At 43.0% G+C, this 24,855-nt stretch carries 23 protein-coding genes; 15 read left to right on the plus strand and 8 right to left on the minus strand.

The genetic code is table 11. The features are described from left to right. The first annotated feature begins 4 nt into the window (after window positions 1–4). The 6 genes from AUJ82_00850 (at window position 5) to AUJ82_00875 (ending at window position 2,823) form a co-directional block, all read left to right on the plus strand. Window positions 5–553: a hypothetical protein gene (locus AUJ82_00850; GenBank protein ID OIO60559.1), complete on the plus strand. Its 549-nt coding sequence runs from the start codon at window positions 5–7 to the stop codon at window positions 551–553. Window positions 554–592: 39 nt separating this feature from the next. Beyond that, window positions 593–943, plus strand: a complete 351-nt coding sequence (locus AUJ82_00855; GenBank protein ID OIO60560.1) for a hypothetical protein — start codon at window positions 593–595, stop codon at window positions 941–943. A 66-nt stretch (window positions 944–1,009) separates the two neighbouring features. Further along, window positions 1,010–1,534, plus strand: a complete 525-nt coding sequence (locus AUJ82_00860) for a hypothetical protein (GenBank protein ID OIO60561.1) — start codon at window positions 1,010–1,012, stop codon at window positions 1,532–1,534. Between the two features lie 8 nt (window positions 1,535–1,542). Beyond that, window positions 1,543–1,986 carry a hypothetical protein gene (locus AUJ82_00865; protein ID OIO60562.1) on the plus strand — a complete coding sequence of 148 codons (444 nt, stop codon included), beginning with the start codon at window positions 1,543–1,545 and terminating at the stop codon, window positions 1,984–1,986. Then, window positions 1,973–2,329 (plus strand): hypothetical protein, encoded by a 357-nt coding sequence (locus AUJ82_00870; protein OIO60563.1) that lies wholly within the window; start codon window positions 1,973–1,975, stop codon window positions 2,327–2,329. The genes AUJ82_00865 and AUJ82_00870 overlap by 14 nt, the downstream gene beginning before the upstream one ends. Further along, a complete protein-coding gene (locus AUJ82_00875) occupies window positions 2,326–2,823 on the plus strand; it encodes a hypothetical protein (GenBank protein ID OIO60564.1) in 498 nt (165 codons plus the stop codon). Before AUJ82_00870 ends, AUJ82_00875 begins: the two co-directional genes overlap by 4 nt. Here the strand turns inward: AUJ82_00875 and AUJ82_00880 are convergent. The 5 genes from AUJ82_00880 to AUJ82_00900 all read right to left on the minus strand — a co-directional run bounded on the left by AUJ82_00880 (window position 2,810) and on the right by AUJ82_00900 (window position 8,124). Next, window positions 2,810–3,265: an SUF system NifU family Fe-S cluster assembly protein gene (locus AUJ82_00880; GenBank protein ID OIO60565.1), complete on the minus strand. Its 456-nt coding sequence runs from the start codon at window positions 3,263–3,265 to the stop codon at window positions 2,810–2,812. The genes AUJ82_00875 and AUJ82_00880 overlap by 14 nt on opposite strands. A gap of 3 nt (window positions 3,266–3,268) precedes the next feature. Continuing rightward, window positions 3,269–4,510, minus strand: a complete 1,242-nt coding sequence (locus AUJ82_00885) for a cysteine sulfinate desulfinase (protein ID OIO60566.1) — start codon at window positions 4,508–4,510, stop codon at window positions 3,269–3,271. A gap of 113 nt (window positions 4,511–4,623) precedes the next feature. Further along, window positions 4,624–5,907, minus strand: coding sequence for a hypothetical protein (locus AUJ82_00890; GenBank protein ID OIO60567.1), 1,284 nt, complete (start codon window positions 5,905–5,907; stop codon window positions 4,624–4,626). Window positions 5,908–5,992: 85 nt separating this feature from the next. Then, on the minus strand, window positions 5,993–6,763 hold the full coding sequence (locus tag AUJ82_00895) for a hypothetical protein (GenBank protein ID OIO60568.1): 771 nt from the start codon (window positions 6,761–6,763) through the stop codon (window positions 5,993–5,995). 131 nt (window positions 6,764–6,894) lie between these two features. Continuing rightward, on the minus strand, window positions 6,895–8,124 hold the full coding sequence (locus tag AUJ82_00900) for a hypothetical protein (GenBank protein OIO60569.1): 1,230 nt from the start codon (window positions 8,122–8,124) through the stop codon (window positions 6,895–6,897). 164 nt (window positions 8,125–8,288) lie between these two features. Between AUJ82_00900 and AUJ82_00905 the strand changes: the two genes are divergently transcribed. Both AUJ82_00905 and AUJ82_00910 read left to right on the plus strand, forming a co-directional pair. Continuing rightward, window positions 8,289–9,656 carry a succinate-semialdehyde dehydrogenase gene (locus AUJ82_00905; protein ID OIO60570.1) on the plus strand — a complete coding sequence of 456 codons (1,368 nt, stop codon included), beginning with the start codon at window positions 8,289–8,291 and terminating at the stop codon, window positions 9,654–9,656. Then, a complete protein-coding gene (locus AUJ82_00910) occupies window positions 9,653–10,168 on the plus strand; it encodes a hypothetical protein (protein ID OIO60571.1) in 516 nt (171 codons plus the stop codon). The genes AUJ82_00905 and AUJ82_00910 overlap by 4 nt, the downstream gene beginning before the upstream one ends. Before the next feature lie 24 nt (window positions 10,169–10,192). Here the strand turns inward: AUJ82_00910 and AUJ82_00915 are convergent, their stop codons facing one another. Then, entirely contained in the window at window positions 10,193–13,144 is a 2,952-nt protein-coding gene (locus AUJ82_00915; protein OIO60572.1) for a glycine dehydrogenase, read from the minus strand. Between the two features lie 131 nt (window positions 13,145–13,275). Here AUJ82_00915 and AUJ82_00920 point away from each other — a divergent pair, with 131 nt between their 5' ends. Then, window positions 13,276–13,905 (plus strand): endonuclease III, encoded by a 630-nt coding sequence (locus AUJ82_00920; GenBank protein OIO60573.1) that lies wholly within the window; start codon window positions 13,276–13,278, stop codon window positions 13,903–13,905. Between the two features lie 99 nt (window positions 13,906–14,004). On the opposite strand, the gene AUJ82_00925 is transcribed toward AUJ82_00920, so the two are convergent. Next, on the minus strand, window positions 14,005–14,658 hold the full coding sequence (locus AUJ82_00925; GenBank protein OIO60574.1) for a hypothetical protein: 654 nt from the start codon (window positions 14,656–14,658) through the stop codon (window positions 14,005–14,007). Window positions 14,659–14,799: 141 nt separating this feature from the next. On the opposite strand from AUJ82_00925, the gene AUJ82_00930 reads away from it, so the two are divergent. The 6 genes from AUJ82_00930 (at window position 14,800) to AUJ82_00955 (ending at window position 24,463) form a co-directional block, all read left to right on the plus strand. Continuing rightward, entirely contained in the window at window positions 14,800–17,448 is a 2,649-nt protein-coding gene (locus tag AUJ82_00930) for a hypothetical protein (GenBank protein OIO60575.1), read from the plus strand. Next, the gene (locus AUJ82_00935; GenBank protein ID OIO60576.1) at window positions 17,445–18,119 is read left to right on the plus strand and encodes a hypothetical protein; all 675 of its coding nucleotides are present in this window, start codon (window positions 17,445–17,447) and stop codon (window positions 18,117–18,119) included. Before AUJ82_00930 ends, AUJ82_00935 begins: the two co-directional genes overlap by 4 nt. A gap of 131 nt (window positions 18,120–18,250) precedes the next feature. Then, entirely contained in the window at window positions 18,251–20,893 is a 2,643-nt protein-coding gene (locus AUJ82_00940; protein OIO60577.1) for a hypothetical protein, read from the plus strand. Window positions 20,894–21,027: 134 nt separating this feature from the next. After that, complete coding sequence (locus tag AUJ82_00945) at window positions 21,028–21,741, plus strand: hypothetical protein (GenBank protein OIO60578.1); 714 nt, start codon at window positions 21,028–21,030, stop codon at window positions 21,739–21,741. 21 nt (window positions 21,742–21,762) lie between these two features. Further along, window positions 21,763–23,679, plus strand: coding sequence for a succinate dehydrogenase flavoprotein subunit (sdhA, locus tag AUJ82_00950; GenBank protein ID OIO60579.1), 1,917 nt, complete (start codon window positions 21,763–21,765; stop codon window positions 23,677–23,679). Between the two features lie 22 nt (window positions 23,680–23,701). Next, window positions 23,702–24,463, plus strand: a complete 762-nt coding sequence (locus tag AUJ82_00955; protein ID OIO60580.1) for a succinate dehydrogenase — start codon at window positions 23,702–23,704, stop codon at window positions 24,461–24,463. 8 nt (window positions 24,464–24,471) lie between these two features. Here the strand turns inward: AUJ82_00955 and AUJ82_00960 are convergent, their stop codons facing one another. Beyond that, the gene (locus AUJ82_00960; GenBank protein OIO60581.1) at window positions 24,472–24,825 is read right to left on the minus strand and encodes a hypothetical protein; all 354 of its coding nucleotides are present in this window, start codon (window positions 24,823–24,825) and stop codon (window positions 24,472–24,474) included. Window positions 24,826–24,855: the final 30 nt, after the last annotated feature.

The following is a 24,855-nucleotide window of genomic DNA, read 5'->3' on the forward strand; positions in this document are numbered from 1 at the left end:
ATTGTTGAAGAAATATTTTATGGAAATTCCGAATATTAAAAACCGTGAAAAACGTTCAAATAGCGATGTTTCCCTAGTAAAAAAAGAGGGTCTTGAGGAAGATAAAAAGAATCTCAGCACAGGGAATTTGAGTCTAAAACCAACAAAGCAAACGCATTACCTTAAACATGATAGCTTCACGTATACACCTCCATCTTTGCTCGAACGTTGGGCTGAAACAGGGGAAAAACCCAATGAAATAATCGAATTCGAGAAGAAGAAAACTAAAAAAAACAATGAAGAACCAGATATCGAACTCGTAAAATATCTGGAAGAATTGGACTTGGATATAAAAAAAGAAGAGACTAAGGAAGATTCAAAAAATGAATTGAAAAGCAATGAGAACGAGGAAGATATTGATAATCTAGAATTTAGTTTTGATGATGTATTTGACTTCATCGTAGAAACCCCAAAAAAAGAATTGAAAAAGAAAGTGAAAGTCTCACAAAAAGAAAGTTCCGATAAGAAATCTTCTGACAATGAGAATGATCTTAATTTTGAAGATATGTTTTAATTGATATCCACAATCCACAACCCCCAACTTCTGAAAATCATGGAAAAAGTTACCGGAAAAACCCCTACCAAAACCAAAGAAGAAAATTCCAATAACACCGGAAATTTTTCCAAGTGGGACGTTCAAACAAAAATAAAAGAAGATAAGAGCCCCAAGAAAGTTATCATTGATACTTTTGTGAGTGACGATGAAGAACCAAATTGGAGTTTTTTAGAAACAGCTCAATCCGAACAGTTTAAAAAGGATAAAGATGTCCCTCTTAAAGAGACTCAAAACAAAACAAGTAATAATGTTTTCAATAAAGAGGCCTACGAGGAAAACAGCTTCTGGGGAATGTGCGAATGGACGGACTCTGAGGACGAGAATGATCCACTTCCCAAACAAGGTTGATAATAAATAACTTATAGCGTTTTCCGCTTGCAATGTTAGTTATTTTCTGCTTTACTGTCTTCACATATGTTTAGAAAATCTTCTAAAGGGTATACCCTACTTGAAATAATATTGGTCGTTGCGGTAATAGGAATATTGATTGGAGTCGTATTGCCTGGTTTTTATAAAGCAAGGAAAGCATCCGCTCGATTCCAAGCAAAGTCCCAGTTTCAGCAATTAGCGATGGCATTAGAGAATTACCAACTCGAATACGGCCGTTACCCCAGCTTTCTAAGCGAAAACCCCATCAAGCTCACGGATCCTAAAGTAGCCCAAGAATTAATGGAAGCGTTGAGTGCTAAGAAGTCCGCATTGAATGAACGTGGGATTGGTTTTTACAGTTTTTCGGAAAAGGAGTATCGCAACGGTGTGCTATTGGAGGGCTTTAATAATCCCAATATTTATATCGCGGTGGATAATGACGGCGATGGTGTTATCGAAAATGAGCAAATGCCGACTCAGGATACAAAGCTGCATGCCAATGTCGCTATTTTCTCACTTACAAGTGATGGGAAGAAGAATGATATCGAAAATGTATACAGCTGGGAATAATTTCCCCCATGCGCTTTAACCCCAAACATAAGGAATGCGGTTTTACGTTACTGGAATTGATTCTGGTAATCAGCTTAGTAACGGGTGTGCTGCTCTTGATGACTTACAAGGTCAGTAGGCCCAAGAATACAGCCCTTTTAAATAGCGCGGAAACCTGTATCGCCAAAGCATTTGAAATTGGCCGAATGAAAGCGGTACTCAAAAAAGAATCTGTCACGATCCAATTACTGCCCGAGACCAAGCAAATTAATGTCGGTAATGAAGTATTTTATCTACCAAAAGGCATTAGTATCAGCGCCCAACAGGAGTGGTCTATTAATCCACAAGGCTTATTAGACAAAAATGCTCAAGGCCTAATACATATTTATATGGCGGAAGACAAAGCGCGGGAAAGGTTGCTTACGGTTACAAAAACAGGCAAAGTATTCCCGAAAACACATGAAGGCAGTTAGGGAAGAAACAGGATTTACGCTGATAGAGACCATTTTGGCCTTGGCTATATTAAGCCTGGCTATTTTGACCTGGGTCGGTTTTGTTTCTGTTAGCTTAAACAATAAAAAACGTGTGATCGAAACGGATGAGATACAAGCCGTCCGAAACCATGTTGAACATACGTTACAGGGAGAAAAGATTGAACCGTTTCCTTACGATTTCGTTTATGAGAATTATACGGTTTCCATTAATGTACTCGAGGCTGAGTATACTCCAAAAGACGCACAAATTGTTCACGTGCAGCTAAGAAAGGAGGGGAAAAAATTATTTACTTACCAAACAGTCTATCCACACAAGGGATGAAAGCAAAAGCTGGGTTTACCGTACTGGAAGTCATCCTTTCCTTGAGCGTGCTGATCATAGTACTCGGTATCTCCTTAACCGTAGCCACGCCAGCGATTAACGCTTGGAAACGTGTTTCCGAAAAAGGGCAAGCCATAGAGGAGGGGAACGTAGCATTGTCCTATCTCATTAAAGATCTGGAAGCCGCCAATCACGAAAGTGTTCAGATTTCAGAAAACAGGATCACATTTCAAACAACGGGCAACAAGCCCGATAATATTTCCTACGAAATAAAGAATAATGAACCACAGGGGATATACCGCAGCCATATTGTGGGCAAACAAGAAGCCATAACCGAACCCGAGAATTCAGAATTGATCGCTATTGGCGTCACCGGTTTATCCTGCGAACAAAGGGATCCATTCATGAACGTGACCTTAACCATGCTTGAGGGAACGACCTTTCATAGAAAAGTGTATTTTATGGCAGAAACGAATTGGGTTAGCTCTCTGTAGAGACTTCTTTATCTCCTTCAATGGCAGCTTTGAAAGCGTGCCAAGGGAGTGTTGCGCACTTAACGCGCACAGGGAAACGCCTCACGCCAAGGAGCGCTACAAGATCCCCCAGATCCTCATTATCAACATCTGGCTCTTCTTCAGATGTGAGAATAGTATTTACCTTTTCCATCAATGAGACGGCTTCCGGAAGGGTTTTCCCTTTGAGGTAAAGGGTCATTAATGATGCAGAAGCCTTAAAGATGGCGCAACCTTGCCCCACAAAGCTGATGTCTTCAATTTTATCATTCTCCAGCTTCACATAAACAGTGACCTGGTCTCCACAAAGCGGGTTATGCCCGTCCGCACAGTGGCTGCAATCACACATTTTGTGGGCATTACACGGGTGCTTATTATGATCGAGGATGATTTCCTGATAAAGATCTGAAATATGATTATCCATAAATTAAAAAAATTGTGCTACTTTATGAACCGCGGCCGCAAGTCTATCCACCTCTTCAATGGTGTTGTAAAACGCAAATGAAGCGCGCGCGGTACTGGGAAGATTAAGCCGTTGCATAAGGGGCTGGTTGCAATGATGGCCAACACGGATTGCGATGCCCTCTTCATTAAGAAATGTACCGATATCATGTGGGTGAACATTGTCTAACACAAAAGAAACAACGGAGACTTTTTCTTTAGCGGTTCCGATCAGGCGCAAATGGTCGATTGATTTCAGTTTTTCCGTTGCATAGTCATGTAACTTCTGTTCATGAGCCAACAGTTCTTGAGGGTCAAATTGAGCCAAATACTCAAATGCCTTGGCAAGCCCGATAGCTCCCGCAATATTAGGGGTACCGGCCTCAAAGCGCATCGGAGGCGCACGAAAGGTTGTTTTTTCAAACGTGACCTTTTCGATCATATCTCCCCCACCCTGATAAGGTGGCATATTATCCAAATGCTTACGTTTTGCGTAAAGAATACCAATACCGGTAGGACCATATAGTTTGTGCCCGGAAAATGCAAAAAAATCACAATCGAGCTCCTGCACATCAATCGGGAAATGAACTATCGATTGCGCGCCATCGAGCAAAACTGGGATATCTCGATCGTGGGCTAATTTAATAATAGAACGAACCGGGTTAATCGTGCCCAAAGAATTAGAAGCGTGCGTGACAGAAACGAACTTCGTGCGATCGTTAAACAATTTCTCAAATTCATCCATCATGAGCTCACCCGCATCAGTCATCGGGGCAACCCTTATTCTGAAGCCCTTTTCCGCAGCCAAGATTTGCCACGGAACAATATTGGCATGGTGCTCCATAACCGTGATAATAACCTCATCTCCTTCAGAAAGATTGGTACGCCCCCAAGATTGCACAACCAGGTTGATTGCCTCTGTTGTTTGGCGGGTAAAAATGATTTCCTGCTCTTGAGCGGCATTGAGAGCCCTAGCAATCGTTTTGCGAGCATTCTCATATGCATTCGTTGCTTTCTCCGCCAAGTAATGGACACCTCGATGGACATTTGAGTTTTCTGCCTGATAATAATGAGAAATGGCGTCAATGACATATGCCGGCTTTTGGGCGGTTGCCGCATTGTCCAAATACACCAACGGCTTATTTTTAACCACAGTGCTCAGTATAGGGAAATCTTGGCGAACAGATTCTACCGAAAATGGAGTTTTTTGATGACAGTTAGCAGACATATTATATTTTTTAACGCAATAATACAGATATCATAAATCCCCAGGTGGCACAAGGGAAGAAAGGCGTTTGCTTTGATAAGGGAAAAAGGGAGATAAAATGCAGCTTAGGCAGATTAAGAGCTCTGCTCCTCTTTCATCGCTTCAGTATAAATCTCGAGTAATCGTTGAATCTTATTCTCCCAGCGCATAGGCAACGCTCTTTTATAGGCTGCTTCCGACATTTTATATAATAGCTCCCGATCATCAAAGAGGGTTTCTATGTGGACAGCTATTTGCTCGACAATATACTCCTCTGAAGTAGGTTCTATACTAAAACCACAATCTTCCGTAACATACTCCCCTATCCCGCCATTCTTCACAATAATACATGGTAACGATGCTGCCATAGCTTCGAAAACAACTGCGCCTCCAAACTCACGAATAGAGGGGAAGCAGAATACATCCGCCTTGTGATAATAGTGAATCAATTCCTTATAAGGAAGCCATTTAGTTAGTGTTACCTGTTCGGATAAATTCAATTTCTTAATTAATTCCTCAATACCTTGTCGTTCTGGGCCATCGCCTACAATAGTCAAAAATGTATTTTGTTTAATGGCTTCGGGTAACCTTGCCAGAGCTTTAATGGCCATATCCGCTCTTTTATAGGGGACAAGACGCCCCACAAAAAGCAGATTTAAAGAACTAGCACGCTTACTCGAATGCGTTTCCTTTACATGGAAAAATTTATCTTGTACACCATTTTCATAAAAAAGCTCCATACTCACAGTATCTGAACCGAACAACTTATGAATCAACGTGAGTGTAAACGAAGAACCAACAAGCACTCTATTGGCTTTACGATACGTGCTTTTATAACCAGGAAGAAAAGAAGCAAAAAGTCGAAAGAAATTTAAGTAGGTGTGCTCCCTAAACGCTGTGGAACGAAATGCGCGGGGAAAGGGCACCCCTCCATTTACAGGGCCTAAGATAAAAGGCGTATTCCGACAGGCTTTAACTATTTTCACAGGATACCGAGGTATAACCGGAGAAAAACTATGCACGATATCATATGCCCCTTCTTGAACCTGCTTAGCAAATTTTTTATTCACCGCATTATTAAAATACGCATAAACAGGATAGGATAATACATGAAAAAGCGGCCAAATAACGCCTTTTGCTTTACTGTGAATGAGTTTATAAATAATCGCAAAATAACTCGCTAGCCACGAAGGTTCCTCGAGATATGTAATGTTATCGATATGCCCCGCAGCCTCTAAAGCCTTTTTGTTCCTAGCATGAGTCACCAGTTTAACATCCGCGCACCGTGATAGATGGTCGAACATTTGATACCCTATTTGGGGCACAGAAGCCCATTCAGGATTGCATTGCTCTATAATGAGGAGGACTTTCAAAAGCAGTTTAAGAGAAAAAACTATCTTATACTTTGCAATTCCATTAAATCAAATGCTTTTTCCTAAAAACGCTAAGGATGTGTAGTGCGGTTTACTTTCTACTAAACAGGAGTGTAATAACCAGTACGCACAGAGCCCCCAAGAGCTGGCCTAAGTTGACAACCGTCCTCATATTTTCATCCAAAATGGCAGGATCGTGGGGCACTTGAGTTGTCATATCCCTCCCATGAGCAACAACCGTCAAAAATAAACCAATTATATAGTGAGATAATATCCCTCCTGTCATCATACCTGCAAATATATTTCCTGCTTGAGATAAGGCTTTTTTTACAAAGCCAGGTTGATCGTTTTCAACTTGAGTCTTATCCTCCACTTTTCTTCCAGAAAAACCCATCGTTTCACTTACCCAAGGGCCAACGTTTTTCCATCCATGAATACCACCATATACGCCATTCACCAATGCATATACCATGCGTGCATCATCATAAGGTGACATATTATTAGGGTCGACAATCTTACCCGTCAATTTTTCAGCACAAAATAAGGAAAAATTTGTAGTAATGTAAGTGCATATTAGTTTAACACAAATCTCCCCAATGGGGCTAAAATGCCCTTCCTCTTCTACCTTCTCTTCCTCAATTGCAAGCTTACTGATCTCGGCTAATCTCTCATCAATTGTTTTACTATCATCACCTTCAAAATCAATCCTCTCGCTTGATTTAGGCTTTTGAATGCTATTTTCACCCTTTACATTTCCTTCCTCAACAGTCCTGCCAAAAAACACTGGTTCTTCTGATTGATTTGTAGAGAGATTATTATCAAAGCGAGACTTGCTACAAAATTCTATTCTTCTTCCATTCATCGATTATAACAAAAACCTGAATCATATTTTACAAACACTTGAGGAGTAAGTAAAAGGCGTTAATACCCTGGCATAAAACCAGATACAGAAACAACTTTACATTAAGCTGTTTCTGTATCTTGCAATTACATTTATGCTACGTTTTGAATACCTTCTTCGGCATCATTTGAATATCCGACAACCGGAATATCATAACAAAACGTATACAAAGCACCCCAAAACTGGCCCACGAAAGCAACATTCTTCATAAAAGCTTTTACAGCCTCTTCCTCAATATGGGATGGATCACTATGTATAATCAAAGCATCTAGAATACTAGCAACAACTGCAGTAAACAATATAATGCTTATCGCAGCTACCTGACCTGCAAACATACCTAGTGGCAAATTGTTCAATTTAGATAAGGTTCTCCTGACAAAACCCGGCTCTTCTTTTTCAACTTCAGTTCGCTCAACTACGGTTCTTTCAGAGAAACCCATCCCGTTACTCAGCCATGGTCCTACGTAATTCCATCCGAGGTAAGCTTTATAAGTTAGATCTGCCAATCCGATTAGTACATTTGCAGCTCCTGAACTATTATCAACTTTACTATTACCAACCAAATGGTAATTACATATACCATAAAGAGCTATTGTTCCTGCTGTAGATGCCAATTGAACAACTTTTCGCCCAAACCAATTACAATAGCTAAATTCTTCGTTAACCGGCTTTTGGAGATTTTTAGGCTCAAGTATGCTAAAATTCTCACCCAAATCTAGATCAGATGAATTGTCACTAACGACCACAGGCTTATGCGATACGTTGTTTTTTTCAGTCAGATTATTTTCTGTAAAATTGTTATATGTCATATTTTCTTCAGTCGGATTAGCTATTGTAGAATAATCATATGACTCATCGACTTCTTCTCCCTCTCTTTTAGCTATTGTAGAATAATCATATGACTCATCGACTTCTTCTGAGTCCCAGTACTTAGTATCATAAATTTCTCCATCCTTGTTGCTCACGGGCTCTTCGTCTTCGGCCCGCAGTATAACAACACCTTCATCATCACCCTCATCTAATGTCTCTATGGACATACCTGTAATGATAGGTTCCTCATCGTTAAAGGATTCGGTATCGTTGTCTGTCAAATTAGTCATCCCGTCATTCGTGTCAAACCATTCAACGATTCTCTCCCTAAGTTCGGCTTTTTGAGTCTTTTTCTCAATTTCAGCCTTGCTATAAATTCTCTTACAAGTGCCGTCATTCAACTTTTCATAAAGACTTAGTTTTATGCGGGGCGAATCATTCTTCTCGCTCAATTTAATTTTTATTCGATTATTATCACTACTAGAGATGCTCGTATTTACTTTTGTATTCATATCTATATTTTCACGTATAATTAATGATTATTTATTTAATGAACTCACATTATTCATACAATAAAAACAGTGTCAATAAAAAATTCCATAATTAAAAAAATAATGATATGAAATTTTTTCTTTTCAGACTCCAGAATATATGTTCAAATAAAGCCCAAGGAATTATGCCCATACAGAGTATTAACCCCAAAAATGGTACACCAATAAAAGAGTACCCAGAGCTTCATATTAATGAAATAAATGCTTTATTAGATAAGTCCTGGCAGGCTTTTGAGGGCTGGAAGCGGCTTCAGTTAAAGGACAGGACAGAGTGCTTTAGGAGTTTGGCTATGATTCTTCGTACAAACGCCCTTGAGTATGGGGAGTTAATGGCAAACGAGATGGGTAAACCCATTGATCAAGGCATCCAGGAAGTCGAAAAATGCGCCTGGTGCTGCGAGTATTATGTGCAAAATGCACCCTTAATGTTAAAAGACGAATTTGTTAGTACAGAAGCGCAATCCAGTTTTATTACGTATCAGCCATTGGGCGTAATCTTTGCCATTATGCCTTGGAATTTCCCCTTCTGGCAGGTGTTTCGTGCCGCTGTCCCCGCGCTCATGGCCGGAAACGCAATGGTATTAAAGCATAGTAGCTTAGTTCCGGGGTGTGCCCTCAAAATTGAGCGTATATTTCAAGAAGCTGGGTTTCCTGAAGGGCTATTTCGGTCTTTGTTAATAGAAAATGATAAAGCATCAGCCGTCCTTTCAAACAAAAATGTACGAGCCGTCACGTTCACCGGAAGCACAGAAGCGGGTGCCATTGTAGCGTCTAACGCAGGCATGCAGCTTAAGAAGATTGTTTTAGAACTAGGCGGAAGCGATCCTTATCTCATTTTAGAAGATGCTGATATCGCCAAGGCGGCTCGATTGTGCGCGAAAGCCCGGATGCTCAATTCCGGTCAAAGTTGCATTGCCGCAAAACGTTTTATTGTAATAAACTCCGTTAAAAAGAATTTTGAGAATTTCTTCGTGGAAGAGATGCGCGCGTATACTCCGGGGAATCCGCTAGAAGAGGGAACCCAATTAGGCCCGCTGGCGAGTACAAAACTGCGAGACCAACTGCATAAACAAGTACAAGGCAGCATTCATAAAGGTGCCAAATTATTGCTTGGAGGCACCCTTCCGGAGGGGAATGGAGCTTATTACCCGGCTACGATCTTGACAGATGTCACAAAGGGCATGCCTGCATTTGATGAAGAACTGTTTGGGCCTGTCGCTGCCGTCATTTCTGCTAAAGATGAAGCCCAAGCGATCCGCATGGCCAACGATACCTCATTCGGATTAGGAGCCGCGGTGTTTACTAAGGATATTGAGCGTGGTCGCAGGATAGCAAGAGATGAACTGGAAGCTGGTTCTTGTTTTGTAAACGATTTTGTGAAGTCAGACCCCCGGCTTCCCTTTGGCGGCATTAAACGATCCGGCTATGGCCGAGAGTTATCATCTTTCGGCATCCATGAATTTGTAAATATTAAGACAGTTGTTGTAAAATGAGTTTAGACTTTTTGACGCTTTATTGGAGAACGTTTCGTAAGCTCGCTGAAATCCATTTTCACGTGAATGTGACCAGTAACCATTTTTTGATTATTTTCCTAGCTGTTTGCATTGTAACGTTGATGGTTGGCCGGTTATATGCTGTTGTAGCCGACAAGAGTAGCAGAGGCTTTATTGCTTGTTTTATCGGGTACTGGCTGCCTGTTTTGTTTTTCGCAACTGGATTTACCCTAAGCGACTACCATTTAAGCAATTACATACAAGATCCCACGATTCGATTAGCAGTCAACTATATCATTGCGGGCTTCCTATTCCTTGTCGCACTCCTGCTTTTAACCCCATTGTTCATCGGTGTCGGTAGATTTAAGACAATCCTTGTCTACATAATGATGTTTGCAACAAACGTAGGCGTTGTTTTTTTAACAAAAGCAGGCATAGATGCTTTTGGAACAGGGGCTCAGAGCATTGAAGTTCGGAAAAAAATCCAGTCCCTCGATGATATAAACCCCTAGTAGCGCCAGAGAAAACCTATTTTACTAAGCCGATAGACTCATGAGCTGTTGGTAAATAGCCTCAATCGACATTTGCGCAAGTTGTTCTAAGGTAAACTTACCCTGCTTAAATTCCGGTAACATTGTCAACTTTTCACTCAACACCAAGTTGCGATTTGCTGCAACTTCATCAACGCGTTTAATCGGCATAAAATGAGGAGCTGAAAGCAGCAACGAAGGGCGTTCTTTAACAATTTTACGGATGAAGTGAACAGCTTCAGCGAAACGATCCAGTTCCGCCTTAGTATAACTTTCAGTCGGCTCTATCATTAAACCGAGAGGATCCGGAAAGGATACCGTAGGCGCATGAAAACCAAAATCCAGGAAGAGTTTTCCTATATTACCCGGCAGGGACGCTTTGGTAAAACCTTGTTTTTCCAGTTGCGTAAATTCGTTGGCATCCAAGGTAATGATAAACTCGTGCATGCGAGGTATGTTCTTGCTTGCGGGAATAACCTCAAATGAATCACTGAGTTTATCAAATAAATAACGGGATGCGAGAACCGCTGTAGCGGACATATTCTTAACGCCTTCTTTCCCTAAACGGAGCAAATAGGCATAACAGCGCACTTTATGAGCAAAATTACCCCAATGGCGGTGAAAAGAGCCAACGCTCGATCTCGGCCGCACGGGCTTGTACATACCCATTTTCTCAATAATTTGGTAGCCAGGCAAGTAATCCGCCAACTTATCACTGACTGCTAGAATAGCGTCACCCGGTCCTCCGCCACCATGAGGGATGGACCATGTTTTATGAAGATTGCTATGAATGGCATCAACACCGAGAGCGGCTATATTAACCCAACCGGCAATGGCGTTTAAATTCGCACCGTCCATATAGACAAGACCCCCAAGAGCATGAATTTTGTCTGCAACTTTTCTAAAGTCCGTCTCAAAGATCCCTGAGGTATTTGGGTTCGTAATCATTATTCCGGAAATCCGCTCACCATATTTAGCAAGAACACCGTCCAGAGCCTTAAGATCTAAGCAGCCTGTATTTTTATCCGCATCCAAGCCAATAATATTTTCGTGCTTGTAGCCAGCCATAGCAGCGCTAGCAAAATTGGTACCATGGGCGGATTTGGGGATGAGGACAATATCACGCGTCTCTTCACTGTTCTCCTTATGATAAGCCTGAAACATCTTCAAGGCAACCAGCTCGCCCTGAGCGCCCGCAACGGGTTGTGTGGTAACGGCTGCCAATCCTGTGATTTTCTTAAACCACTCTTGTATCTCTGCTAGAATACGCATCGCTCCCTGAACATCCTCGACAGGTGCTTGCGGGTGAATATTTGTAAAGCCAGGCAGATTAGCTGCATATTCATTTAACAAAGGATTGTACTTCATGGTACAAGAACCTAAGGGATAGCAGGTATCCTTTGGGCTAATATTCATATTACCCAATTGGTTATAATAATCCTTGATATACTCTAAAGACAATTGCGGTATACCTACTCTTCCAAAACGGATATAGTTTGGCGGGATAGAAGGAACGTATGTAGTGCCTGCTGACTTTCCATAATTTTCCTCGAAAAAGGCAATCAATTGCTCACGGTCTGCCTCTGTCTGTAAATCGGAGAACGATATCTTTAAATAGTTTTCAGACATGTTACCAACCCGATCCGAAATATCCACGCCAATATGAAGGTTTTGCTTTTGCCCCTTCTTAATGGCCTTTTTTGCTGGCTCCGGGAGAAGGACTACAAACTCATTAAAGAAAGGAGACTGTGGAAATGCCAAATAAATACCATCAATCGATGCAATACGGCTAGCGACATTATAGGCCTTATCCTTACCAGAAAGGCAAGATGAGCTCATACCAAATTCTCCTTTTGCTAAAATAGCAGCACCGGCTAACGTAGCCAGAAAAGCTTGATTTGAGCAAATATTAGAAGTCGCTTTGTCCTTTCGAATGTGCTGCTCTCTGGTAGAGAGAACCATGGTGTAACATTCTTTGTTGTCCACATCCTTCGATTTGCCAACAAAACGCCCTGGAGTTTGCCGCACATCGTTTTTACAATCTTCGTTATAACGAACTCCAAAAACACCCAATCCCGGGCCGCCAAAATTAGGGCCAATGGCCAAATGCTGCCCTTCCCCGACAAGTATATTCGCACCTTTTTGGCCAAACGTGGAGGGCTGGCGTAAACCGCCTGTAGCCAATAATGCCGGGTCCACTACCGCGATACTTTTAACATCGTAGTCATCAGCTATATCAGTGACCGTGTTAACGTCTTCTAAAAGTCCGAAATGGTTAATTTGAGGAAACGCGATTGCTGCGATTTTTTCTTCATTTCCATCAAGCAGATCATACAAGGCATCGAAATCCAAAAGACCTGTTTGTTTCTTAAGCGGCACCATTTTCAAATGAATGCCAGTGTGTTGCACCAATGAACGGACAACCTCCAGATCCTGCGGCAAAAGACCCGAGCTCAGTAATACCGTATCTGCATTTGGCTTCATCCGCAAGGCGCAACAGATCGCTTCGTACAACGCCGTTGCCCTATCATAAAGAGATGTGTTGATAGCTTCAAATCCGGTTAAGGAAGACATCAAACACTGGTAGATCCAGTGGCTAATTAAAGTTCCTTGGCTTCTTTCAGGCTGATACGGAGTGTACGCTGTTGCCAAATTTGCGTTTTGAGCGATATGAGCAACAATCGGGTGTGTCTTGTAAACCGGTAAGCCATCTCCTAAAAATGAAACACACTGTGTATTCATTTTAGAAATCTGTTCCATGATAGCTTTTACATCGTCGTAAGATTGTTCTTCAGGGAGATCATAGGCTTCACCAAACAAAGCACCGCTAGGAAGATGTGCAAAAAGAGCCTCTAGAGAATCTAAATTAAGGGCATCCAGCATATCTTGAATGTCTTTTTCGGAAGCAGGTATATAATGCCGAGACTCCTCCCTCTTTGAAACATTATTTTTATGCATAATTGAAGGCAATGTTGACATTTTCATTGGGTAATTTGAAACTTTAGGTATAATTTGGAGAGGAAATAGTGACTTTTATAAAGCCACGATTTGACATAAGATAGCATTAATGTAACTATGGCAAGCTTAGAATGAATAAAAAAAACAAAACAAGTTATATATCATTAAAGCTCAAAGAGTTATACCCTAGCCCTCCAATCCCCCTACGCCACAAAGATCCCTTCACATTACTAGTTGCAGTCGTGCTTTCTGCCCGTTGTACAGATGAGCGCGTCAACAAAACCACGCCAGCTCTCTTTGCCTTAGCTGATAATCCCTACGATATGGCGAAACTCAAGCCTGAAGAGGTTCAGGAAATCATTCGCCCCTGTGGTCTCTCTCCTCAGAAATCGAAAGGCATCGTTGGATTATCTAAAATAATCGTAAAAAAACACGGTGGAAAGGTGCCGCAAACCTTTGAAGATTTGGAAGCCCTCCCCGCAGTGGGTCATAAAACAGCTTCGGTTGTCATGACACAGGCCTTCGGCAAACCTGCTTTTCCGGTAGACACTCACATCATTCGCCTGGCCAAGCGCTGGGGTCTATCCCAGGGTAAAACCCCCGAAAAAATTGAACAGGATCTCAAAAGGCAATTCCCTGAAGAATCCTGGCATGATCTACACCTCCAAATGATCTATTACGGGCGGGAGCACTGCACCGCCCGAGGGTGTGATGGTACAAAATGCGAAATATGCCGTTATTTAAAGGAGCATTTTGAATAAAATCTATTAATTGAGCAAAAAACCAACCCACCTTCAGTGAGTGCTGATGAGGTGGGTTGTTGTTGAAAACTCGATTTATTATTTACCGGAGAAAAGGCCCTATTCCCCTATCCATTTTAGAGGCGTAATTTTGATTTTCAAAACAAGTCTAGGTGTGGTGCCACCAGGTCCAAACCCCACCTCAACCTTTGCTGCTACCATAGGCACACGATTCCGGCCAATATCGGCATCAAGGGTTATAGGAAACTCCGTGACCGAGCTATGTCCATCCTTATATTCCAGTTGCCTATCTGTCAAAATACTCACGTATACGGTCTCGGGAAATTTCACTCCGGTTTTAAATGTTGTCAGAGGAAGAATTTGTACAACATGCACACCTTTTTTCTGATCATGAAACAACTTTTTGTTTTTTATCATTAAATCTGGATACTTACCACTAGAACTCACGATTCGTTCCAGATTACCTTGCTGTGGAGAAGAACCATAATCGCCATTAGGAGTAAACTCGTATAGATAAAAAGCAAAAACCTCTGGGGTCAATGTCACTGTGCTTCCATCCGGTCGCGTCAACGGAACAGAAACCAATTCAACTTCTACCTTAACATCCTCTACGGGAGGTTTTGTTAACAAGCTACTAACACCTGTAGTGTTTGTTGCAGTTTGATTTTGCGCATTTAACACGCCTACACCGAACAAAACAAAACAAATACCCAATAAAGTGCGCCCCAATAATTTATTCTTTAACATTTCCATAATCAACAATACTCCTTATTTTCAAACTCTAATGGCAATTAAACAATTCTTATACTCACTATACCCCAATAAATCTCAAAATCAAACGGCATTCCCATTTTTTCTTCCCAATTTCACGTATACTGGCATAATAGCATTGTTGTGGGAAATTGGCTTAAAACCTTTATTATTATCTTTTGTGCGAGCGTAGCAGGTTTATTACTGCAGGCTACCCCCTTAGACGTTGCTAGCCAACCGGATTCATCTCTGGATGATCGGATGCTTACCGTTTCCGCACAGGATGCTTTAGAAAACGGTTTTCCTGAGATTGCTGAACATTTATACACGCAAAAGTTAGAATCCAGTAAATCATTGAGCACTGCTGAAAGAAATGCATCACTTACGGGCCTGATCTCAAGCCTCATCGCCCAAGAGAGATACGAAGAGGCCCAGGCGTTGCTTTCGAGCATAGAAGATACTGTTTCTGAAAATGGGCTTCAATCCGCTATTGTTAATTATAATTTAGAAAACTATAAAGCTGCTCAAGAAACCTTTCAAGCACTGACGCTAGAAACGCTTCCTCAGAACGCATATTATTGGTATTATTTGACTGGAGGATTAATCCAGCTTGAGCAACCCAACGAGCGTTCTTGGTATGGTGTGATTACCGATTTTATAACGTTTGATACCAAATCAGACAAAAAGAAGCGTGCCGTCTCCCTTTTGAACAAAGCGCTTACGCATAGCCGCACTCCGTATCAAACCGCACAAGCAGAAGCCATTTTATTTCGTATTCAAATTTTCTCTGAGCCGGTTGATGAAAGCCTTATCCTCTCGCTCAAGAAGAAACTGGATCAAAACGAGGGCAAACCCGAAAGGTTTCTTTATCTTAAGGAGTATAGTATTGCGCTAGATGCTATGGGCAAAAAAGAGGAAGCCCTTTTAGCCCTGGAAGAGGCTTTGGAGAGGTTAAGTCCATCAGAATTAGAAGAACGCCCTACATTACTGCTTCTTGTAGGATTAATTGCCGGAGAGCAAACGTCTGCGGGCAATGTAGCGTTAAAATCGCTTTTATATGAAACAAATCGTACTGATTTGGGCAAAATAGCGCTCAGTATTTTGAATTCCGAACGTAATATAAAAAGCAATTCCCAAGAATACCTTAGTTTCATCAGTTACTTAATAGAGGATCCGTATGGTCACCCGCTTCGAGATGCTTTATATTACTCAAAAGCGCAGGCCTATTATGTTCTGAATAAACACGCGGAAGCGGAACTGGAAGCACGTGTTCTTTTAGAAAAATTTCCAGGATCCGAATACAGGACACCTGCTTTATGGCTTTTGGCAAAAATTGCGTGGAGTAAAAACCCGCCCAGCTATCGCTTGGTCGCTACTTATTTAAACACGATACGCGCAGGCGTAAGCGACCCCTATGAACGTGCTTGGATCAGCCAAATGATCGCCGATAGTTATTTTAAAAATAAGGATTTTGAGAACGCGTCTGAAATTTACAAACAAACGCTAGAAAATGCTCCGGAGGATTTTCCCAAGGGCACCCTTTTATTCCAAAAAGTGGTATCAGACATTTCTGCCAAACAGCTCGAAAAGGCTAAGGAAACATTGGACGATTGGGGCGTAAACCCTTCTATCGATAATCAAAATCGCTGGCGCGCGGAGTGGAACCTGATCACCGCACTCAAAAAGGAGAATAATATTGATAATGCGTTACAGCGTTTAAATAAAAAGTTGGCTGAAGAAAATTCTGAATACCCTTCACCGGAACTTGTCTTGAGGCTCATGTGGCTAAAAGCTCAGCTTTCCATGGAAGCCGGAGACTATCAAGTCGTCCCCTCAATGGCAGACTACATCATTAACCGCTTGGATCTGGTCGATACTGCCACGATGGACAATGAACAACAAGAGTTGATAGCCGGGCATACCCTCCTCCTTAAAGGCCAAGCACTCATTCTTTCCGGAGAGGGAGAACAGGGGATCGCCGTTTTAGAAGTTTTAAGAACCAAGTACCCGCAAAGTAATGCCGCCATTCAATCCTATTTAATTGAAGCACGCCATTACGCGGCGAGTAATAATACTGTTAACGCCCAACATAAACTGATCGACTTGGTAAATCTGCATCCCGATGCGGAACACGCCCCCATAGCACTCTTCGAAGCCGCTATTAATGCGGAATCTCGTGGAACACCCCAAGCCTACCGGCAGGCTTTGCTCATTCTAGAGCGTATTGTCGAAGAGTATCCAAAGCATTTCCTGAAATATTATGCTCGGCTAAAACAAGCAGATATTTTGCGTGAAATGAATAATTTTGGCGCTGCTCAGCTCGTCTACGAAAACCTATTACACCAAGAACCCGAGCACCCTGAGTATTATTACACTGAGCTTGCCCGCGGAAATTGTTTACTCGCACAGGGCAGCAAAGAGGCCGTTCATTACAAGGAAGCGGAAAGCATTTTTGAGCATTTGTATGAGCTTCCTAATTTAAAGGAGGATCTACAGGTGGAAGCAGGCTACAAGCTTGGTTTCTCTTTGATGAGACAAAATAACCCCAAGCGCGCCAAGGAAATTTACTGGAACCTGGTTTCCCGATTTCTCATCAACCGTGATAACGCCATAACATACCCTCCAAAAGCAAAGTATTGGATCGCGCGCTCGATCTTTGAGCTAGCCAATTTGTTTGAAGAAGAAAGCGCTTATGAGCGGTCTCGGGCAGCCTACACTTTAATACTCGAATACAATCTACCCGGGCAATCCCTGGCAAAAGAAAAAATACAATCTACTCATAATGCTTCATGAACTCGATAACCATTAACATACTTTCGCAAGGCGGGCCTTTAATGTGGCCATTAGTACTCCTTAGCCTATTGGGATTGGCTATTTTTATCGAGCGTGTGCTTTTCCTTCATCGCGGGAATATTCGCTCAGGCGAATTTTTGTCCGGAATTAAGAATCTGTTACGTAAAAGAAGATTGATTGAAGCGTTAACGGTGTGTGAAGAAACACAAAGCCCAATTGCGATGATCGTGAAATCCGCTCTGATACACCACAGTGAACCCGAGGGCAAGGTTCGCTCTGCCATCCAAAGCACCGCACTCGCAGAAATTCCTGTCATGGAAAGGCGTACGGGCACACTGGGGATGATAGCTAAAATAGCTCCCATGATCGGCCTTTTGGGAACGTTGATCGCATTATTTCAGGCTTACTTAAAAATGGAATCTATCGGTGCGTATGTAAATAGCCCGGAATTGACCGGGTATATCGCACAGGCTCTTTTAACAACACTGTTCGGCATTGCAATAGCCATTATCGCTTATATTGCTCACCACTTTTTAATCGGTCGCATAACTGCTATCGTTAATAACATGGAATGGGTTGCCAACGACATTGTCCAATTCTTACTCTATGATTTGCCTGATGAAGAGCAGACCGCACCTATCAGCCTCGAAAAAGACTCGAGTATGACTTGATTTTGTCCGTCCAGTGAAGGCATTTAATAGGAAATAAAAACTTGAGTCCTAACACTATTTAAATTAGCATTAAAGTAGGTCTACTGCTAATTCCAAGCTACCCCAAAATTGCTTTTATTGACCCAGAACACGTGGCCCTATTAAAAAACAATCCCCTACTGATACTCCTGCTGACGCTATCCATTATCACAGCAGGTTGGACAGTTGCGATCGGTTTCAAAAAAGCCCCTCTCATCCCCCAATACGAGGGCGTTGAAGTTGTCAGTACAGAGCTCCCTATACAAGGCACATTGATGGGCGTAACAGGAGCCCTTATGGCGGCAACCGCGCTTATCCTCCTCACCACGGCCCGCCGATATATTGAAGAAGCAAAAAACAGAGGTTTTATCGATGATGAGCCCACACACGCACCTACAGGCGGAGGAGAAAGTTATCCCAAATATAACGAACTGCAGAAATTTTTCTCCCTATCCCAAGACCTACTCTGCATCACCGGTTTTGATGGTTATTTTAAAAGTTTAAATCCCGCGTGGGAAAAGGTAACCGGGCATAGTAGAGACACGCTATACGCTTCTCCTTACATACAGTTTATTCATCCGGATGACCGTGAGGGATCGCTAAGAGAGCTTGCCAAGGCTAAGACTGGCCAGCAAACCACTATTTCTTTTGAAAATCGTTTTCATTGCAGCGATGGTTCTTATTGCTGGCTACAATGGAATATTATCTCGGATAGAGAGCTCTCGTTTATATACGCGGTTGTCCACGATGTCACACAACACAAGCATTCCGAGGCTTATTTGTTAGATAGAGACGCAGAATTTCGTGCCATGGCATCAAATGTTCCGGGTGTCCTTTTTCAGTGGTATGATCGAATTGATGGCACGCAAGGGTTCTCCTATATAAGCCCGAAGCTGGAAGAAATTTTTGACATTCCGGTAGACGAGCCTCAGCAGCTCTTTGAGTATCTCTCCCCTGAAGATCGTAATCGATGGAACAGCACGATTGAAGCCTCAAAAGAACGGCTCAGTATTTGGGAATTCGAGAGTGAAGTAAAGTACCCCAATGGAATTCAAAAGTACATACACTGCATGGCCAAGCCCATGCGCCCAAATGCTTCCGAAGTTATCTTTAACGGCGTTATGATTGATATCACTGATCGCAAACGATCCGAAGAAGAGCTCCGCAAAGCCAAAGACATCTCCGAGGAGGCTAATAAAATTAAGGGTGATTTTCTGGCTAACATGAGCCACGAAATCCGCACACCGATGAACGCTATCATGGGCATGAGTAGCTTATTACAATCAACCACGCTAAATAAGGATCAAGATGATTACGTCTCTACAATCCGTACCAGCAGCGAATCTTTGTTAGCCATTATCAATGATATTCTAGACTTCTCTAAACTTGAATCGGGTAACCTGTCTCTCGAGGTAGCACCGTTTGAGCTCGTGCAATGCATTGAAGAAACGTTTGAGCTTTTTGCGCTAAAAGCGGCTAACAAAAACTTAGAGCTTCTGTTACAAATTGATCCTACAATTCCCACGCAGATCATCGGCGACCCTACTCGCCTGCGGCAAATTCTGGCAAACATCGTTGGCAACGCTATCAAATTTACAGAACAGGGAGAGGTTATTGTAAAGGTTGAAAAGCGCCCGCGTTCGCAAGATGCCATTACACTCCTTTTTTCTGTCAAAGATACGGGTGTTGGCATTAGGGAAAAAGATCAGGAACGCCTATTCCTACCTTTCTCTCAAGTAGACGGTTCCAAAAGTCGTAAATATGAGGGAACAGGCTTGGGGCTAGCTATTAGTAAGCGTTTATGCGATATGATGGATGGCAATATGTGGGTTGTCAGCAGTGTGGGTAAGGGCTCTACCTTCTTCTTCACCATTTCCGTTAACTTGGATCCTAGTATCGCCGGCGGAGCAGTCAGCAAGTCGTTTATGGGTAAGAAAATTTTGGTTGTCGATGACAATGAAAATGTTCGCAACACATTTAACCAAATATTAAGTAACTGGGGAGCGGATGTGCTCCTGGCGGCCTCGGGCTACGAGGCCCTAAAGTACTTCCGCCAATCGCGTGCAATTGACGCAGCCATTATAGATCGTAATATGCCTGAGATGACCGGTAGCGAGCTCATTAAACAAATCTATACCAATGATGGTTTTCAAAGGCCTCCTATTGTGCTTTTATTACCCGCACACATCCATGACGTTCAAGGGCTAGCGGAAAACGCTTACATTAGTTTACATCTGAATAAACCGGTCAAAATGAACCAGCTGAAAAAAGCGCTCAAAGCTATTTTCTCTGGCGGCGATCCTAAACGAGTAAAAACAGCCGTCAGCATAGCTCCCTTTTTAGTCGATTCAGATGAGCAGCCCAAGAAACTTAAAATCTTGTTAGCAGAGGATAACAACGTAAATCAAAAAGTCGTTCTCATGCTATTGAAGCGCATGGGCTACCACGCGGACTTGGCGAGCAACGGACTTGAAGCAATCCAAGCCGTCCAACGCCAATCCTATAACGTTATTTTAATGGACATGCAAATGCCGGACATTGATGGCTTACAAGCGACTCGAGAGATACGCAAAATTCTTCCTAATGAGCACCAACCTTGCATCATCGCTATGACTGCCGCCGTTACGGAATCAGACAAACAAGCCTGTAAGCAAGCCGGTATGGATCATTTCATCAGCAAGCCCATCAAGGTCATCGAGCTCGCCAAAGCTCTGGAAAACATTACGTTAAATAAAAGGTGCTGCAAAACCGATTGAGCCACGCGTCATCTTTTTTCCTAATGGGCAACACGTCAATGGCTTATAGTTAGAATTCAATTGGCTTTCTTTGGGAAAATATTTTACAAGTTCGTAAAAATGCTTTAGCATCTCGTTGTTAAAACTTTTTTATTATGCCTCACCAACCTAAAGGTAGAATCCCTTCCATTCTAAAAAAATTCCTGATGGCTCTTACGGGGCTAATCTTAACTGGGTTTGTCCTGGTTCACATGCTCGGAAATTTAAATATGTTCCTCGGCAGCGATGCCATGAATACATACGCCCATTTCCTGCAAACGCTCCCGAGATCGGTACTATGGGGCTTTCGGGCAATATTAATTCTCACTGTCGGCATACATGTCTGGATGGCCATCTTGATCACTCAAGAAAACAGAAGGGCTCGGCCAATCGGTTACTCCAAAACGGAATCGCTTGCCACAACGCTTAGCTCTCGCACCATGGGGTTCACGGGATCCTTTCTTCTCTTTTTTATAGTATTCCATATCGCTCACTTCACGATGCGGATCGTTTTTCCGGAATACCAAAGCATGGCGTTTCACACATTACTCAACGGTGAGCCCGTTTACAATGTTTACAAAATGGTCATCACCGGGTTTTCCAAGACTTGGGTATCTGCATTCTATATTCTAGCAATGGCTTTCCTTTGTATGCACCTATCCCACGGGGTCAGTAGCATGTTCCAAAGTCTAGGGCTAAGAAACAATAAATGGATCAAGTTCTTTAACGGCTTTGCTCGTTTATACGGCTGGGTGATCTTCCTCGGCTTCTCTTCAATTCCCGCCTGCGTTTTACTTACCAAATACTTTGGATTCACAATATTCGCCTAATCCTCTGCCTTTTTATTTACTATGAACTTAGATGCCAAAATCCCTGAAGGAAAATTATCAGAAAAATGGGACAACCATAAATTTAATGTCAAACTGGTTAACCCCGCCAACCGCCGTAAATACAAAATCATTATCGTAGGATCAGGGCTTGCGGGCGCTTCCGCGGCCGCTACATTAGGGGAACAGGGTTACAATATTGATTGTTTTTGCTTTCAGGATAGCCCACGCCGAGCCCATAGTATAGCTGCCCAAGGCGGTATCAACGCGGCTAAAAATTATCAAAATGATAATGATAGCATCCAACGCCTTTTCTATGACACCATCAAGGGAGGCGACTTTCGTTCCCGTGAAGCAAATGTCTACCGCCTCGCCCAGGTCAGCGCTAATATCATTGACCAATGCGTGGCCATGGGGGTTCCATTTGCACGCGAATATGGCGGGTTACTTGCAAATCGTTCTTTCGGGGGTGCTCAAGTTTCCCGTACTTTTTACGCGCGTGGTCAAACAGGGCAACAGCTTCTTCTAGGCACCTATTCCGCGCTCAGTCGGCAAATAGGTCTTGGTCAGGTAAACATGTATAACAGGCATGAAATGCTAGACCTCGTCATCGTAGACGGCCATGCCAAGGGGATCATCACACGAAATCTCGTTAACGGGAAAATAGAACGCTGGTCTGCTGATGCCGTTATTTTAGCAACAGGTGGCTACGGCAATGCTTTTTATTTATCTACAAACGCACAGGGTTGTAATGTGACAGCAAACTATCGTGCGTATAAACGCGGTGCCGGTTTTGCAAATCCTTGCTACACACAAATTCACCCAACTTGCATTCCTCAACATGGCGACCAACAAAGCAAGCTCACGTTAATGAGTGAGTCTCTGCGTAACGATGGTCGTGTCTGGGTTCCCAAGAAAAAAGAGGATTGTAAAAAGAACCCAAAGGACATCCCAGAGGCTGATCGCGATTATTATTTGGAGCGGAAGTACCCCAGCTTCGGCAACCTTGCTCCTCGTGATATCTCTTCTCGTTCCGCCAAAGAAGCCTGCGATAGCGGCCATGGGGTTGGTCCGGGGGGTCGTGGTGTTTATCTTGATTTTGCGGATGCGATTAAACGTTTAGGCGAGGATGCCATCAAAGAGCGTTATGGCAACTTGTTCGATATGTATGAAAGTATCACGGGCGAAAATGCCTATGATCGCCCGATGCGTATCTATCCTGCCATTCACTACACAATGGGCGGCCTATGGGTTGATTACAACCTCATGAGCAATATCCCTGGCCTGTTCGTTCTGGGTGAAGCTAATTTTTCGGATCACGGTGCGAATCGTCTGGGCGCTAGTGCGCTTATGCAGGGCCTTGCAGATGGTTATTTTGTCATTCCTTACACACTACCGGATTATCTGGCTCGCGTTGGCTATAACCGCCCGAGCACGGATGCCACACCGTTTAAGGAGGCAGAAGAAAATGTTGTCAGCCTGAACGATAAACTCCTGCATAATAAGGGTAATCGTTCTCCTCGCAGCTTCCACCACGAATTAGGTAAAATTCTCTGGGAATATTGTGGTATGGCGCGAAACGAAACAGGATTAAAAAAGGCGTTAGAACTTATCCCTGCACTTCGACAGGAATTTTGGCAGAATGTTCGCGTAACAGGAGAAGGTAATAATTTAAATCAAGAACTCGAGCGTGCCGGTCGAGTAGCAGACTTTTTAGAATTCGCTGAACTGCTCTGTACAGATGCCCTTAACCGAAATGAATCCTGCGGCGGCCACTTCCGTGAAGAATATCAAACAGAAGAAGGTGAAGCTAGGCGGGATGATGAAAACTACTGTTATGCCTCTGTATGGGGATATCAAGGGCACAACCAAGCGCCAAGTCTCACTAAAGAGCCTCTCATTTTCGATAACGTTGAACTGGCAGTGCGTAGCTACAAATAAATTTTAACTTTTAAGACCGACCATGAACCTCACACTCAAAATCTGGAGACAAGAAAACGCAACCGATACCGGCAAATTCGTGGAGTATCAGGTAAAAGATATTTCCGAAGATTCTTCTTTCCTCGAAATGCTCGATCTCCTCAATGAACAGCTCATCTCCGAAAATAAGGATGCCGTTGCGTTTGATCATGATTGCCGTGAGGGTATTTGCGGTATGTGCTCACTTGTCATCAACGGGGATCCTCATGGCCCTAAAAAGGGCTTAACGGTTTGCCAGCTTCATATGCGCAACTTTAATGATGGAGACACAATCACCATCGAGCCGTGGCGCGCAAAACCGTTTCCCGTGGTTAAGGACTTGGTAGTAGATCGTAGTAGTTTTGATACCATCATACAATCCGGTGGCTACATCACCGCACGCTCCGGTAGCACTCAAGACGCCAATTCTATTTTAGTCCCTAAGGACAAAGCAGACACGGCTATGGACGCTGCGGCTTGTATTGGTTGTGGCGCTTGTGTAGCCGCTTGTCGCAATGGTTCCGCCATGCTGTTTGTAGCAGCAAAGGTCGCTCATTTAAATACGCTTCCACAAGGCCAGCCGGAAAAGGATCGCCGTACGCTTAAAATGGTACAGACCATGGATGAATTAGGTTTCGGTAATTGCCGCAACTACACTTCCTGCGAAGCTGTCTGCCCTAAGGAGATTCCGGTGGATATGATCGGTAAACTCAACCGTGATTACGCCGTTGCTAAAGCCAAAGACGTCCTTTGGGGAGTTAAGTAAGGGGATTTCTAACCTTTTAAGCTTAAAAACTCACCTGTCAGATAGCCACTCGGTGCACTCGCGGCATAGTAAGCTCGCATGGCACGGGAAGGCAGATCTTCTCTGATCAAAGCTATCCCACTCGACTTCCTGGGATGATAAGCGCCTATAGTTGGGCTATTATGCGCAAACACATCCGCAATCTTTTTATTCTCCGCAATCCCTAACGCTTTAGTAGAGGAAATCACCCCCAAGCTAAACTTTTGTTCAGGTATCTCGTTTATACCATAGCTGGAAATAAGGGCAGCATCATACCCACGTCTCGTCAGCTCCATATAACCAACGTCCGCTTTCCTCTCTAAAATGGTTAAAGAAGTATGCATTTTGCCCGACTATATAAACGATTTGCCCTT

The sequence above is a fragment of the Verrucomicrobia bacterium CG1_02_43_26 genome (genome assembly GCA_001872735.1).
Lineage (GTDB): Bacteria > Verrucomicrobiota > Verrucomicrobiia > Opitutales > CG1-02-43-26 > CG1-02-43-26.

Coding starts and splice junctions, on each gene's coding strand:
- AUJ82_00895 (OIO60568.1), bottom strand. CDS start 6,763: ATGAATGGAAGAAGAATAGAATTTTGTAGCAAGTCTCGCTTTGATAAT.
- AUJ82_00860 (OIO60561.1), top strand. CDS start 1,010: ATGTTTAGAAAATCTTCTAAAGGGTATACCCTACTTGAAATAATATTG.
- AUJ82_00945 (OIO60578.1), top strand. CDS start 21,028: ATGCCTCACCAACCTAAAGGTAGAATCCCTTCCATTCTAAAAAAATTC.
- AUJ82_00910 (OIO60571.1), top strand. CDS start 9,653: ATGAGTTTAGACTTTTTGACGCTTTATTGGAGAACGTTTCGTAAGCTC.
- AUJ82_00855 (OIO60560.1), top strand. CDS start 593: ATGGAAAAAGTTACCGGAAAAACCCCTACCAAAACCAAAGAAGAAAAT.
- AUJ82_00935 (OIO60576.1), top strand. CDS start 17,445: ATGAACTCGATAACCATTAACATACTTTCGCAAGGCGGGCCTTTAATG.
- AUJ82_00915 (OIO60572.1), bottom strand. CDS start 13,144: ATGCATAAAAATAATGTTTCAAAGAGGGAGGAGTCTCGGCATTATATA.
- AUJ82_00880 (OIO60565.1), bottom strand. CDS start 3,265: ATGGATAATCATATTTCAGATCTTTATCAGGAAATCATCCTCGATCAT.
- AUJ82_00885 (OIO60566.1), bottom strand. CDS start 4,510: ATGTCTGCTAACTGTCATCAAAAAACTCCATTTTCGGTAGAATCTGTT.
- AUJ82_00875 (OIO60564.1), top strand. CDS start 2,326: ATGAAAGCAAAAGCTGGGTTTACCGTACTGGAAGTCATCCTTTCCTTG.
- AUJ82_00905 (OIO60570.1), top strand. CDS start 8,289: ATGCCCATACAGAGTATTAACCCCAAAAATGGTACACCAATAAAAGAG.
- AUJ82_00955 (OIO60580.1), top strand. CDS start 23,702: ATGAACCTCACACTCAAAATCTGGAGACAAGAAAACGCAACCGATACC.
- AUJ82_00870 (OIO60563.1), top strand. CDS start 1,973: ATGAAGGCAGTTAGGGAAGAAACAGGATTTACGCTGATAGAGACCATT.
- AUJ82_00925 (OIO60574.1), bottom strand. CDS start 14,658: ATGGAAATGTTAAAGAATAAATTATTGGGGCGCACTTTATTGGGTATT.
- AUJ82_00920 (OIO60573.1), top strand. CDS start 13,276: ATGAATAAAAAAAACAAAACAAGTTATATATCATTAAAGCTCAAAGAG.
- AUJ82_00865 (OIO60562.1), top strand. CDS start 1,543: ATGCGCTTTAACCCCAAACATAAGGAATGCGGTTTTACGTTACTGGAA.
- AUJ82_00900 (OIO60569.1), bottom strand. CDS start 8,124: ATGAATACAAAAGTAAATACGAGCATCTCTAGTAGTGATAATAATCGA.
- AUJ82_00960 (OIO60581.1), bottom strand. CDS start 24,825: ATGCATACTTCTTTAACCATTTTAGAGAGGAAAGCGGACGTTGGTTAT.
- sdhA (OIO60579.1), top strand. CDS start 21,763: ATGAACTTAGATGCCAAAATCCCTGAAGGAAAATTATCAGAAAAATGG.